The sequence below is a fragment of the Dorea longicatena genome (assembly GCF_024168045.1).
In the GTDB taxonomy this organism is placed as follows: Bacteria; Bacillota; Clostridia; order Lachnospirales; family Lachnospiraceae; genus Dorea_A.
Window position 1 is genome coordinate 1,919,904 of sequence record NZ_CP100126.1, and the last position, 14,405, is coordinate 1,934,308.

The 14,405-nt window shown below is 41.4% G+C and carries 15 protein-coding genes; 1 reads left to right on the forward strand and 14 read right to left on the reverse strand.

Annotation, left to right across the window (positions count from 1 at the left end):
* Positions 1-29 precede the first annotated feature (29 nt).
* From NKF87_RS09110 to NKF87_RS09165, 12 genes are all read right to left on the reverse strand, one after another.
* Positions 30-284: a hypothetical protein gene (locus NKF87_RS09110; RefSeq protein WP_181978378.1), complete on the reverse strand. Its 255-nt coding sequence runs from the start codon at positions 282-284 to the stop codon at positions 30-32.
* 114 nt (positions 285-398) lie between these two features.
* Positions 399-1,289 carry a LysR family transcriptional regulator gene (locus NKF87_RS09115; RefSeq protein WP_117598348.1) on the reverse strand — a complete coding sequence of 297 codons (891 nt, stop codon included), beginning with the start codon at positions 1,287-1,289 and terminating at the stop codon, positions 399-401.
* A gap of 23 nt (positions 1,290-1,312) precedes the next feature.
* Complete coding sequence (locus tag NKF87_RS14595; RefSeq protein WP_242998907.1) at positions 1,313-1,498, reverse strand: RNA methyltransferase; 186 nt, start codon at positions 1,496-1,498, stop codon at positions 1,313-1,315.
* A 462-nt stretch (positions 1,499-1,960) separates the two neighbouring features.
* Positions 1,961-2,299, reverse strand: a complete 339-nt coding sequence (locus NKF87_RS09125) for a hypothetical protein (protein WP_182370819.1) — start codon at positions 2,297-2,299, stop codon at positions 1,961-1,963.
* Between the two features lie 68 nt (positions 2,300-2,367).
* The gene (rlmD, locus tag NKF87_RS09130; RefSeq protein WP_253583468.1) at positions 2,368-3,780 is read right to left on the reverse strand and encodes a 23S rRNA (uracil(1939)-C(5))-methyltransferase RlmD; all 1,413 of its coding nucleotides are present in this window, start codon (positions 3,778-3,780) and stop codon (positions 2,368-2,370) included.
* An 86-nt stretch (positions 3,781-3,866) separates the two neighbouring features.
* The gene (locus NKF87_RS09135; protein WP_055281710.1) at positions 3,867-4,796 is read right to left on the reverse strand and encodes an NYN domain-containing protein; all 930 of its coding nucleotides are present in this window, start codon (positions 4,794-4,796) and stop codon (positions 3,867-3,869) included.
* 145 nt (positions 4,797-4,941) lie between these two features.
* On the reverse strand, positions 4,942-5,187 hold the full coding sequence (locus NKF87_RS09140; protein WP_028087223.1) for a hypothetical protein: 246 nt from the start codon (positions 5,185-5,187) through the stop codon (positions 4,942-4,944).
* Between the two features lie 123 nt (positions 5,188-5,310).
* Positions 5,311-7,557 (reverse strand): DNA helicase PcrA, encoded by a 2,247-nt coding sequence (gene pcrA / locus NKF87_RS09145; RefSeq protein WP_055281712.1) that lies wholly within the window; start codon positions 7,555-7,557, stop codon positions 5,311-5,313.
* Positions 7,558-7,585: 28 nt separating this feature from the next.
* Complete coding sequence (locus NKF87_RS09150; RefSeq protein WP_226850897.1) at positions 7,586-8,023, reverse strand: DUF3783 domain-containing protein; 438 nt, start codon at positions 8,021-8,023, stop codon at positions 7,586-7,588.
* A gap of 157 nt (positions 8,024-8,180) precedes the next feature.
* Entirely contained in the window at positions 8,181-10,082 is a 1,902-nt protein-coding gene (locus NKF87_RS09155; protein WP_117598345.1) for an ABC transporter ATP-binding protein, read from the reverse strand.
* 1 nt (position 10,083) lies between these two features.
* A complete protein-coding gene (locus NKF87_RS09160; protein WP_253583469.1) occupies positions 10,084-11,832 on the reverse strand; it encodes an ABC transporter ATP-binding protein in 1,749 nt (582 codons plus the stop codon).
* A gap of 66 nt (positions 11,833-11,898) precedes the next feature.
* On the reverse strand, positions 11,899-12,351 hold the full coding sequence (locus NKF87_RS09165; protein ID WP_044924868.1) for a MarR family winged helix-turn-helix transcriptional regulator: 453 nt from the start codon (positions 12,349-12,351) through the stop codon (positions 11,899-11,901).
* 210 nt (positions 12,352-12,561) lie between these two features.
* On the opposite strand from NKF87_RS09165, the gene NKF87_RS09170 reads away from it, so the two are divergent.
* Positions 12,562-13,203 (forward strand): DUF1836 domain-containing protein, encoded by a 642-nt coding sequence (locus NKF87_RS09170; RefSeq protein ID WP_055281718.1) that lies wholly within the window; start codon positions 12,562-12,564, stop codon positions 13,201-13,203.
* Positions 13,204-13,273: 70 nt separating this feature from the next.
* Here the strand turns inward: NKF87_RS09170 and NKF87_RS09175 are convergent, their stop codons facing one another.
* Complete coding sequence (locus NKF87_RS09175; protein ID WP_028087216.1) at positions 13,274-13,588, reverse strand: YerC/YecD family TrpR-related protein; 315 nt, start codon at positions 13,586-13,588, stop codon at positions 13,274-13,276.
* Between the two features lie 63 nt (positions 13,589-13,651).
* Positions 13,652-14,377, reverse strand: coding sequence for a phosphatase (locus tag NKF87_RS09180; protein ID WP_117598343.1), 726 nt, complete (start codon positions 14,375-14,377; stop codon positions 13,652-13,654).
* Positions 14,378-14,405 lie beyond the last annotated feature (28 nt).

The window sequence follows — 14,405 nt, forward strand, 5'->3', positions numbered from 1 at the left end:
GATTGAACAGCCATCCCATAATTTCTTTGTCACGACAAAACAGATAGCCACCGCCATGCTGATAAGTGACCGGTGTGAATAACATTCTTTATATTACTCTCTGCATTAAAACTTTCTTTTTCATTCATATTGATATCCTTCTCTGTCACGCTCTCTTGCTCTGTTTTTCCTGTTTCCAGCGTTTTTTCTTCCCCGATTGCCAGGTTCTGGACTGTTGTGCTACACCCACTGAACATGATAACAGTCATGATGATTCCTCCAAGAGCTATCCTCTTTATCTGCATATAGTATCCTCCATTTTCACTTCAACTAAAGTATAACAAAACGAGACTCCATTAGAAGTCTCGTTTTGTTATTCAGTATTAACCTTTAGGTTTCTACTCGCATGTATTCAATTTTTATTTTACCTTGTTAATAGCATTTATCAGCCGCTTAACCTTAATGGACGGTTTTTTCGAATGAAGAATTCCAAACGGCATAGTATAATCCCACTCTACTGGAATGATTCTGATCAGTGGATGAACACTTTCCCAGCTCTTGAATGCCAGTAATACCTCATTATTGTTTTCGCATCGGTTAAATGCTTCTACATTGTACAGATTAAAGTCTATAATATTGATTTCAGGATGATTTTTCATCATATCATCCCTTAGCATATCGCCATAATAACTCCATCCTCTTTGCATGAGCATAAGATTTTCTCCAGCCAGATCATCAAGTGTTATTTTTTCTTTTTTTGCCAGCCTGTGATGAATTGATACCGCCACACAAAATGGTTCTCTTGAAATCTCAGTGCCATCACAGCCTCTGAGTTCAAGCATTGTTTCATCAAAGATTCCAGCTATCACATCAATATTCTTTCCCATATTAGCCAGTATCTCTCTTGCATTCTCTGGTGTATTTTCAAATGTAATCAATTTAAACTTCATCTCCGGATATATTTTCTGTATCTTAGGCCAAAGTTCCACAAAAACTTCCGGTGGCGTCATCGGAGATATTCCAACACGAATGATTTCTTCATTATGATTCATTGCTTCCTGCGCCCGTATCAACGATTCTTTTGAATATTGAATCAGATATTTTGCATCCTGATAGAGCGATTTACCAGCTTCCGTAATAATAAGACCTCTGTGTGTTCGTTCAAATAATTGCAAATCCAAGCTGTTTTCCAAAGAATTTATCTGTTTAATAACCGCAGGTGCACTTATATATAATTCTTCTGCCGCTTTACTAAAACTTCCAGCTTCTACAACGCAGATAAATGTATCAAGTTGTGGATTATACATCATGTAATTCACTCCTCTTTGTGATTTTAAATCATCTGAAATGCTTTCAGTGCCCCAATAATTGCCTCTTCTTTCTCCTTCGGACATTGTGGTTGCTTTGCTCCCTCTGACCTAGGAATATTAAAATTCTCCGCTAATTCAATTCCACACTTTCTCTTCACCTGTGCAATATACAGATTAGATACCTTCATCCCATCATTATGCTCTGCCACATACTTCTTTATCTCCTCATAAGTAGCCTGTCTACGCCCCGCTTCAGTCCGCGCTGGGCAAAGGTCCCCTGGACCTTTAGCGCCTCTCAGCCGCCGTTAAATCCATTTCGTCCATGTCAAGTCTCACATTCACATGATGCTTCGCTTCATGGAGTTTGGACAAAATGCATACCGTCTCCACGTGCGGTGTCGTTTTTCACTGCTTTAACAGTACGCGAACCCGCATAGTTACTGAGTTTTTACACCCTTTGACAGGTTGCTAATATCTGCAATCATAAGGTTAAGACATGGCGTACAGACCGTTTGACTTTGCAAACGTGTGGCGGGTACGCCGATATTTTGTAACACTTTTATAATACAAAATTATTCTAAATACTGCTACCAAATTTGGTAATATATCAGTACGCCGATTTGTTTTGGACATTTTTGCGAATGACATTAACACCCTTTCAATGTTCACTTTTATTGAAACCGATATTTTCCTTTTCCATGTCCTGTTACAGGTACGATTACCTCACTATCAACCAACAGTTTTATTAACTTGGAAGCTCCTGATGGCTTTAATCCAGTAATTTCTTCAACTATCGTTCTTCCGAAACAATTTTCTTTTCCACATTTTGAAAATATTTCTACTGTATGATTTATTGTTTTTTCTGAAATCGTATCTGAGAAAGAAAGTAATTTATTTCGAATGTCCACTTTTGTGCTTTCAATGTCCACTTCTCCACTCTCAATGTCCACTTCTGCAAACCTTCCACTAATGTGCATCGTACGATTATGAAGTTCATTCTTCTCATCCAACAATAAATTTCTTAATTTATAGGCTTATTTTCATAATATGTTCTAGCAGATATACCCCTCAACCCCGCTTAAACTAGGCATTTCTTAGAGAGGAGACAGACCGTCTCAACATGCACCGTTCCCGGGAACAAATCCACCCCGCTGATCTTCTCCACTTTATATCCACGTCCCTGTATCATCTCCAGATCCCGTGCCAGACTGGTCGGTTTGCATGCGATATACACCAGACGCTCCACTCCGAAATTCAGGATCTTCATAAGTGCCTTCGGATTCACACCGTCTCTCGGCGGATCGAGCATGATCAGATCCGGAACTTCCCCCAGTTCATCAATGACTTTCAATACATCCCCGGCCCAGAATGTACAATTGTCCAGATTATTTAACTTCGCATTTTCTTTTGCTGCTTCTACCGCTTCTTCTACAATCTCCACACCAACCACTTTCTTCGCAACCGGCGCAAGGATCTGTGCGATCGTTCCTGTTCCACTGTACAGATCGAAGACAACTTTTTCATTCGTATCTCCGATGTATTCTCTGGCCGTTTCATACAGGACTTCCGCTCCCAGCGAATTAGTCTGGAAGAATGAGAATGGTGTGATCTTGAATTTTAATCCAAGTAATTCCTCGTAGAAATAATCCTGTCCGAACAGGACTTCTGTTCCTTCGTCTTTTACGACATCTGCAAGGCTGTCGTTCTTTGTATGCAGGATTCCGACCAATGTTCCATCAAAGTTTATTGCTGTCATCTTTTCCAGCCATGCAGCCTTGAATGTCTGGATTTTTTTCATTGCCTCTGCCGGGTCAACTCCGAGTTCTGCCGTATCGGATGCTGTGACCAGATCCACCAGGATCTCTCCTGTCTTTACTGCTTTTCTTACCAGCAGGTGGCGGAAATATCCGATATGGCGCATACGGTGATAATATGGAAGTCCCGATTCTCCCGCACATTCCAGTGTACATGCAAGAATCTTTCTGTAATCTTCATCTACGATCTGACAATCTGTCACATTTACAATATCATGAAAACTTCCGCGTTTATGCATCCCAAGTGCCAGTGGTCCGTCTTTGTATTCATCTCCGAATGAAAATTCCATCTTGTTGCGGTACTCGGTCCTGACAGGACTTGGTTTGATACCTTCCCAGATATACTCCCCGTCTACCGCTTCATCCATCATTTTTTTCACCTGCTCATTCTTCATGGCAAGCTGCTCTTCATACGGAAGATTCTGATAAGTACAGCCTCCGCACTGTCCGAAATGTGGACAGGCTGACGGAATCTCGCTGGCTGATGGTTCCAGTACTTCCAGAAGACGCCCTTCTGCTTTTCCTTTTCTGATCTTATTGACAGAAAATCTTACCTTCTGTCCCGGCACGCCATTCTTTACGACTACCCATCTGTCTTCTTCCGGCAGATAAATGCGCCCTTTATTTGGAAATTCTACGGATTCTATAATTCCTTCGTATACCTGTCCTTTTTTCATATCTATCCTTTCTGTCATAGCTTTTGTCTATTGCAATTTATTTCATTATCTTTACTATTTCTGGTTCTGTCTCTTGTTCCGCTTTTCTATCCTTTATATACTGCTTTCAGGATCGTCCCTTCCTGTTCCACTTTCACATGTTTCAGACTTTTCACATACTGATTGAACTGGGAATATCCATAATCGCGGATCTTAAAGTCTTTGTATTTTTCATACATTTTATTTCCCAGTGTACTGAGTTCTACTCCGGATCTTCCCGACTTTTTCACAATCTGTACGACGTAGCCGTCGATATTTTCCTTCAGATCCTGATCCTCTCTTAAAGTAACCGACACAATATTTCCATGTTTTACCATCTGGATTCTTGTGAATTCCTCCAGAAACTTGGACAGCATATTATACCCGTAGCTCCGCACATCAAAGTCCGGGTAAAGACTGACCAGACGGCTTCCTACTTCACCGAGTCCGGTTGGCTTATTGATATCCTGATTCTCAATGATCATCTTAATGATCGCATCTTCAATCTTCTCTTTACTTCGTCTGTCATGTGTTGTCTCGCTCTTCGATGTTCCCGGATTCTGCTCACTCATCAGATTTTCCAGAATCGTAAACTTATCACACGCTTTCCTGAATGGCTCCGGAGTCTTATTTTCTCCCATGCCAATAACCATCTTTCCACTCTCTCTAAGACGGCTGACGAGTCTTGTAAAGTCGCTGTCACTGGATACAATGCAAAATCCATCCACATCATTCGTATACAGGATATCCATCGCATCAATGATCATAGCTGAATCGGTAGAATTCTTTCCTTGTGTATAACTAAACTGCTGGATCGGCGTGATCGAGTTTGTCAGAAGTTCATCTTTCCAGCTTGAATGCTGTGTGCTCGTCCAGTCTCCGTATATTCTTTTATATGTAATGATCCCATATTTTGACAATTCTGTCAGGATCGGCTTGATGTATTTTGCTGATACATTATCTGCATCAATCAGTAGTGCATAACACTGTTCCTGCATACCTTCTCTCTTCTTTCTATAAATATTACTGAATTTTCCATGCGGACGCATTTGAGATTGCAAAAGAAAAGCAGGCCAGTCGCCTTTCTTTTACCAGATCGGTTTCTAACCTGCCTCTTTCTTCACTTATTCATCCGCCCGGTTCTTATACCTGATCGTCATCATCGAAAAAGTCATCGTCGAAATCATCGTCATCAAAATCATCCTCGAAATCTTCCAGGTAATCCGGGGTAAAGAAGCAATATACTGCATAAGCGATTCCTGCAACTGCAGCTACAGCTCCGACTACTGCCAGAATCCAGAGTACGGTCTTGCCGTGTTTGTCCTCTTCTTTTTTATTCATCAGTTCGCTAAGCTTGGATGCTGCAATAATATCTTCTACTTTACTCATGCTCCCACGTCCTTTCCTCTGCTCTTTCGGCAAATCATTCTTTATTTATTATAACACTTTACGTAGTGTATGACTACTTATTTTTCAGATTTTTCTCCTGTATCCCGGATAGATTCCGGATTGTTATACTTTCTGAAGTCTTGCAAATGTGGCAAACATCTTCTTCGTTCCGGGTCCGTCAAAGTGAACTGTTACTTCATAATCACGTCCGCCTTCAATGATTGCAGTTACCGTCCCTTCTCCGAATTTGATATGTCTGACACGGTCTCCCACTCCGTAAGGAAGCTTCCCGCCTTTTGGTGTCCCGAACTGCTGTACTGGCTTTGGTGCGGTAAATGCCTTCGTCTTAAATGTTTCTTTCGCCTGCATGAAAGAGGTCTTCACCCTTACCTGCTCACTTTCTTCTTTCTTCTCTTTTTTTGCTGATGGTCCTGTCTCCAGAAGTTCCAATGGGATTTCTTTTAAGAAACGGGACATCTTCTTATACTGTGTCTCCCCATGTACCATACGTTTTCTTGCACAGGTCAGTGTCAGATCTTTCTCTGCTCTTGTGATTCCTACATAACATAATCGTCTTTCTTCTTCCAGTTCTGCCGGGTCGTCTGCTGTGATCGTCATATAGCTCGGAAACAGTCCGTCTTCCATTCCTGCCAGATATACATGTGGGAATTCCAGACCTTTTGCACTATGTAATGTCATCAATACGACATAATCTGTACTTTCATCCAGACTGTCGATATCTGCTACCAGAGCTACATCCTCAAGAAATCCTCCAAGTGTCGGTGCTTCATTCTGTAGCGCACAGCTTTCTTCATAAGCAGCGATCTTATTGCGGAGTTCGTCTATATTTTCAATTCTTGATGTTGCCTCTTCACTCTCACATTCGTGGATCAGCGCATCGATATAACCAGTTTCTTTGATAACTTCCTCCAACAGTTCCAATACACTCATGTCTTCTGTATCATTCTTAAAATGCTCGATCATTGCAACGAACGATTCCAGTTTTGCCTGTCCTCTTCCGATGTTCGGGATCAGGTCTACGGCACGAAGTGCATCATAGAAGCTGCATTCTCTGGTTGATGCGTATTCCTGCACACGGTTGATGCTGGTCAGTCCGATTCCACGCTTCGGAACATTTACAATACGTCTGACAGCCAGATCATCTCTTCCGTTATCAATCGTCTTCAGATATGCAAGAAGATCCTTGATCTCACGTCTCGCATAGAAGTTCACACCGCCGATGACTTTATATGGAATACTGTCACGGACAAAACGTTCCTCGAACATACGGGACTGTGCATTGGTACGGTAAAGAACTGCATTATCTTTGTAGCTGCAGAGTTCTTTATTGACATGACGTCTGATGTCACCGACTACATATTCTGCCTCTTCATAAGCAGAATCAAACTGACGTAACTGGATCATATCTCCATCTTCATTCTCTGTCCAGAGCGTCTTGTCTTTTCTTCCCTGATTGTTCCGGATCACGGCATTGGCTGCATTCAGGATATTGCCGGTAGAACGGTAATTCTGCTCCAGCTTGATCACTTTAGTATCATCAAACACATGTTCAAAATCCAGGATGTTCTTAATGTTCGCACCGCGGAACTTATATATGGACTGGTCATCGTCTCCAACCACACACAGATTACGGTACTTGGATGCCAGCAGACGGATCAGTTCGAACTGTACTGTATTTGTATCCTGATACTCATCTACCATGATATAACGGAAACGCTCCTGATAATATTCCAGTACATCTTTCTGTGTCTGGAAAAGCTGCACGGTCTTAAACAACAGATCATCAAAATCCAATGCATTATTTGATCGGAGCTGTTTTTCATATTCTTCATATACTTCTGCAATTTTTTTCCGGCTGTAATCCCCTTCCGCACGCATACGGTATTCCTGTGGTGTCACCAGTTCATCCTTTGCTTTGGAAATCTCTGACAACAGTGCTCTTTCCCGGAACATCTTCGTATCTACCTGCAGAAGCTTACAGACCTCACGCATCAGTGTCTTTTGATCGTCACTGTCGTAGATTGTAAAGTTGGTATCATATCCGAGCAGATCGATATGGCGTCTTAAGATACGCACGCACATGGAATGGAAGGTGCTTACCCATATACTCTCTGATCCGTATCCAACCAATTTGTCGACACGTTCCCTCATCTCTCCGGCTGCTTTATTCGTAAATGTAATTGCAAGGATATTCCATGGATTCACCTGCTGCTCTTCAATTAAGTAAGCAATTCTGTGTGTCAGAACCCTTGTCTTTCCGGATCCTGCTCCTGCAAGGATCAGAAGTGGTCCTTCTGTATGGAACACTGCTTCTCTTTGTTGTTCATTTAATGTATCGTATATACTCAATCTTATGGTTTCCTTTCTTTCCGGTTTTTTATTCTTCTTTTTTCTTTCCGGCCTGTTCTGCTTTCGTCATGGATTCATGCTCTCTTTTTATTTCGCTATAAAGAGCCGTTGATGTCCAGTTCTGATTCTTTGCAGTAACGATTGCCTTCAGCGGAACCTGTACTTTTTCTTTTTTCATTTGGAATAATAGCTTATCCAATATCCGATTGTCTGCCAGTAGCATGACAAGCATCTCTTCTTCAAAGTCTGTGATTTCTTCATTTTTTTCATTGTCTGTCCCGGAAGTTTCCTCCCTTGATGCCTCTTCCGCCACTTCTTCTTTCAGTCCGGTCAGTACTCCGATTGTCTTTGAATACTCTTCTTTTTCCACATATTTCACACGAAAACCAAGAAAACTTCCCAGCATGCCGATCTTTCTTCCCTTTTTCGTGCCTTTCAGATTATAACATAGCATGATTGATTTCATATGCATTCTACCCCTTTTCGAATGTCTGTTTCCATTATAGTTGCTTTGTCCGGGTTCTGCAAGAAACAATTTGGGACGGAGGATTTTAAAAAATCCTCCGTCCCAAATTTAAAAAATGTCCTGTCCCTTTTTCATTTTCATTCATCATCCGATTCATTTACGCGCTGATCGCATTTCCCGTATACAGCTGATAATATCTGCCTTTCTCTTCGATCAGTTCATCATGTGTACCACGCTCAATGATTCTTCCCTGTTCCAGTACCATAATGCAGTCAGAATTGCGGACTGTCGATAATCTGTGGGCAATAACAAATGTTGTCCTTCCACGCATCAGCTTATCCATTCCATCCTGTACGATCCGTTCCGTTCTGGTATCGATGGAACTGGTTGCTTCATCAAGGATCAATACCGGAGGATCAGCAATAGCGGCTCTTGCAATTGCCAGAAGCTGGCGCTGTCCCTGGCTTAAATTTGCTCCGTCTCCGGTCAGCATCGTATCATAGCCTTTCGGAAGTCTTCGGATAAAGCTGTCGGCATTTGCAAGCTTTGCTGCTGCCACGATCTCTTCATCGGTCGCATCCAGTTTGCCAAAGCGGATATTGTCACGCACCGTTCCGGTGAATAAATGTGTATCCTGCAGAACAATCCCAAGTGAATGTCTGAGATCCGCTTTCTTAATCTTGTTAATGTTGATTCCATCATAACGGATCTTGCCGTCCTGGATATCATAGAAACGGTTGATCAGATTAGTGATCGTCGTCTTACCTGCTCCGGTCGATCCGACGAATGCAATCTTCTGTCCCGGTTTGGCATATAATTTGATATCATGCAATACAATCTTCTCATCATTATAACCGAAATCCACACCATTGAATACGACTTCACCTTTCACCTCCACATAATCCACACTGCCATCATTCTGATGTGTATGTTTCCATGCCCAGCGTTCGGTTCTTTCTTCACACTCTGTAAGCTTTCCGTCTTCTTCTTTCGCATTGACCAGTGTTACATAACCTTCATCCAGTTCTTCTTTTTCATCCATCAGCTTAAAAATACGGTCGGCCCCGGCCATCGCCATAACAATTGCATTCATCTGCATACTGATCTGGTTGATCGGCATACTGAAGCTCTTATTAAATGTCAGGAAGCTTGCCAGACCTCCGAGGGTAAAACCTCCGACCTTTCCAAGTGCCAGCACACCCCCGATGATCGCACAGATCACATAACTGATATTTCCGATCTGTGCATTGATCGGTCCTAAAAAGTTGGCAAATGTATTGGCTTTGTCTGCACTGACATATAGTTCATCATTCAGCTTCTTGAAGTTCTGCATGTTCTCCTCTTCATGGCAGAATACCTTTACCACCTTTTGTCCGTTCATCATCTCTTCGATATAACCGTTCACAGTTCCCAGGTCTTTCTGCTGTTTTGCAAAATATGCCCCGCTCTGTCCGGCAGATTTCTTTGAACAGAATACCATGATTCCGACCATGATCATCGTTACGACCGTAAGTGGGATACTTAAGATCAACATACTGACAAATACACTGATGATCGTAATCCCACTGTTCAGAAGCTGCGGCATACTCTGGCTGATCATCTGTCTTAATGTATCAATATCATTCGTATATACCGACATGATATCTCCATGTGCATGCGTATCAAAATACTTGACCGGTAGTTTCTCCATATGAGAGAACAGATCATTTCTTAAATTGCGTAGTGTCCCCTGCGTCACATTGACCATCAGACGGTTATAACCAAATGTTGCCAGTACACCCAGTGCATAAAATGCTGCTACTCTGGCGATCGCATGTGCAAGCGGTGTAAAATTGGGGTTATCTGATAATAAAAATGGTGTGATATATTCGTCGATCAGGTTCTTCATGAACATCGTTCCCTGCACATTGCAAAGAACACTGACAACAATTAATACTACTACACTGATGCAGTGAAACTTATAATCTTTTAATACATATTTCATAAGGCGGAGGAATAATTCACCCGGATTTTTTACCTGTGCTTTCATTCCTCTCGGCTGTCTTCCCGGTCCCGGCATCTTATTCACCCTCCTTCTCGTCAAAATCTCCGCCACCACTGGTCTGTGATTCATAGACTTCACGGTAGATATCATTCTGTTCCAATAATTCTTCATGTGTACCGAATCCATTGACCTTACCGTCTTCCATAACGATGATACGGTCAGCATCCTGTACGCTTGAGATTCTCTGTGCGATGATCAGTTTCGTTGTATCCGGAATTTCTTCACGAAACGCTCTTCGGATCTTCGCATCTGTTGCGGTATCTACCGCACTGGTACTGTCATCCAGAATCAGTACTTTTGGCTTCTTAAGTAGTGCTCTTGCAATACATAGTCTCTGCTTCTGACCTCCGGATACGTTACTTCCGCCCTGCTCGATGTAGGTCTCATATCCTTTCGGGAAACGGTCGATGAACTCATCCGCACATGCAAGTTCACACGCGTGTCTGCATTCTTCCAAAGTTGCTTCCTTGTCTCCCCAGCGGAGATTATCAAGGATTGTTCCGGAGAACAGCACATTATTCTGCAAGACTACTGATACCTGATCACGAAGCACTTCCATATCATAATCTTTGACATTTCTGCCACCGACCAGTACTTCGCCTTTCGTCACATCGTACAGACGACTGATCAGGTTAACCAGACTCGTCTTGGCACTTCCTGTTCCTCCGATGATTCCGATCGTCTCACCGGAACGGATCTTCAGATCAATATCTTCCAGTACTGGTTCGTCACTGTCCTTTTTATACGCAAAGTCCACATGACGGAATTCAATACTTCCATCTTCTACTTTCATGGTCGGATGTTCCGGATTCTTAAGATCACTCGTCTCATTTAACACTCCGGAGATACGTCTCGCACTTGCCATACTCATAGCGACCATGACAAATACCATCGACAACATCATCAGACTCATCAGAATATTCATGCAATATGTAAGAAGACTCATCAGTTCTCCTGTCGTCAGGGAATCACTTGCGATCATCTTTGCTCCGAACCAGCTCACTAACAGGATACAGGTGTATACCACCGTCTGCATCATCGGTGCATTGAATACCAGATTTGTCTCTGCTTTTACAAAAATGTTATAGATATTCTCACTTGCTCTTCGTAACTTAGATGTCTCCTGTTCCTCTCTTACATATGCCTTCACGACACGGATCGCAGATACATTCTCCTGCACGGATTCATTCAGATCATCGTACTTTGGAAATGCCTGTTGGAAATATTTTGTCGCATGGCTCATGATCAGGAACAATAAAATTCCAAGAATAATTACCGCTACAAGATAGATACATGCCAGTCTCGCATTGATTGTAAATGCCATGACCATCGCACAGATCATACTGGCCGGTGCTCTGGTGAACATACGCAGGATCATCTGATATGCATTCTGTATATTGGTTACATCCGTTGTCATTCGGGTTACAAGTCCTGCTGTGCTGAATTTATCAATATTTGAAAATGAAAATGTCTGAATATTGTTAAACATAGCCTCTCGTAAGTTCCTTGCAAATCCCGCCGATGCTTTTGCACCGAATCTTCCGCCCATCATTCCGGCGAATAATCCGATGACCGCCGCAACAACCATGATTCCGCCGACTTTGTAGATGTGGTGGATATCCCCGGTATTGACCCCTTTATCAATAATTGATGCCATCAGATATGGGATGATCATCTCCATCAATACCTCAAGGATCATAAAGAGCGGAGTTGCAATGGATGCTGCTTTAAATTCTTTAATCTGTTTTGCTAATGTCTTAATCATTCCATTTACGCCCTTTCTGTTTCGTTTCTTGTTTTATAGTTACATTTATAACTCCGATTTTCCGGATTACCTGACTTCATATTTCTTCACATTCTGATTAATCTGGTCTAATACCTTATAAAAAATATGAAGTTCTTCTTCTGATATGCCTTCGGAAAGCTCTTCTTCGATATGCTCCACAATATCCTCAAAAGATTCCTGACTTGCAATTCCTTTTTCTGTCAGGATTACTTTTTTTAACCTGGCATCCTGTTTTACCGATTCTCTTCTTACGAATCCCTTCTTTTCCATCAATTGAAGCAGATTCGTAACTGTAGATCTACCTACTGCAAATCTTTGTTCAATATCCTTCTGAAAAATATCCTGCTCCCGGTTCTCATACAGATACCGTATGATCCAGCCATGCATCATCGTCACTTCATCCACTCCGGACTTTCTCACATGTGCAGACAAATTCCTTGACAATTTCAGATCCGCACAGTGTATCTCCGGTCCGATCTTTCTTCCTTTTCTTTCCACATTACCATCCTTTCCGTTCAATTGTTCGCATTCAAATTGTTTGCTACCAAATTGTTTGTTAGCGAACTTATTTTATCATATCCAATTAAAATGTCAATAACTTCTCCGATATTCAGCCGTATTTTCCAGACATTTTCTGCAACGTGTATAAAAAAACGCTTGCCATCTAGTTTTCAAAACTATATAATAATTACATTGAGGTGATAAAAAATGACAATAGACACAAAAGATATGCTGAACAGCATTTTATCAAGCATCTCACGGATTGATTACGTGAGACCCGATGATATTCCGAATATAGATTTATACATGGATCAGGTTACTACCTTTATGGAAAAAGAACTGGCATCCAGTAAACGTCATGAAGATGATAAGATCCTTACCAAGACCATGATCAACAACTATGCCAAGAACAATCTTCTCCCTCCACCTGTGAAGAAGAAGTACTCCAAAGAGCATCTGCTGATAATGATCTTTATCTATTATTTTAAAAATTTTCTTTCTATTAAAGATATTGAAACTATGTTAGAACCGATTACGGATAAGTATTTTGACACAGATCAGGATTTTGATATCACTTCTATCTATAAAGAAGTATGTGAACTGGAAAAGTCCAGAATTCCGGAATTTGAAAAAGAAATTATCCGCTCTTATAATTCTTCTAAAAAATGTTTTGATGAAGCACCGGAAGATGACAGGGATTCTCTGCAGTTGTTTGCATTTATCTGTAACCTGAGTTTTGACATCTATGTTAAAAAGCAGATTGTAGAAAAGCTTTTGGATAATTTCCCCGATCTGCTTCACTCTGAAAATACCGGTGTCAAAAAGGATTCGGCCAAAAAAAAGAAATAAGACCGCACGTCTTATTTCTTTTTTTGCTTCTGCATTCTTGCCAAATGCATCTGCACTGTTTTTTCGCACTTTATTCTGCTTTTTCGTCTTTGACTTCCCCAAGTCCAATTCTCTCGAATACCATGTCATATCCGTCATTACCGTAATTCAGCGAACGGTTCACACGACTGATCGTTGCTGTTGAAGCGCCTGTCTTTTCTGCAATCTCAAGATAAGTCTTGTGTTCTCTTAACATCTTTGCAACTTCAAAACGCTGTGATAATGAAAGCAATTCATTAATCGTACAGATATCTTCAAAAAATGTATAACACTCCTCTTTATCTTTGAGGCTTAAAATTCCCTGAAACAGATAATCAACCGCCTCTGTTCTGATTTTCTTACTCATAGCATTATCTCCTTCGTAGCAGATTCATTACTTTTACATTTTAACACACTAAAATTGCGAAGTCTATAGTTTTTTCCCATGTTTTATACATGCTTTTAATTTTTCCAGTGAAACATTGGCAACCAATTTTTCCGGAAAATCTGTTTCTCTCAATATTTCTTCCGCATATGGATACTCTGCAATATCTGCATCCACATGTGAATCACTGCCAAGCACGATCATCACTCCCTGTGCTTTACATTCCTTTACCATCTCCAGACAGTTCTCTTTTGTATTCTCTCGAAATCCTTCCGGACGCAGTGATGAATTATTTACTTCCAGTAATGTTCCGGTTTCTTTTGCTTTTTTTACCAGACGCTTCATATCTACAGGAAATCTCCCGTCGTCCGGATGTCCAATGATGTCCACATACGGATGTTCCATTACTTTCTCATATGCTGCGGTTACATTGTCTATTGTCCGTTCATCTTTAAAACACGGCATATGAATACTGGCGATTGCAATATCAAGTCTTTCAAGAACCGAATCCGGGAGATCGGTCTCCCCCCGCGCATTCATGATATTCAGTTCTGTTCCTAATAACAGCTCAATCCCATATTTTTTTCTTGGAACAATTCTTAAATTTTGAAAATAGAACAAATGACAAGTTCCGGGCATCTCTGGTGCATGTTCCGTAATTGCAAGTCCCTTCAGTCCTTTATCCGCTGCTGCTTGCGCCATCTCATTCAGCGTATTATATGCATGTCCACTTGCGAGCGTATGCGTATGTGTGTCAATTTCTACTCTCATTTCCTGCTTCTCCTTCCTGTTGTATTTC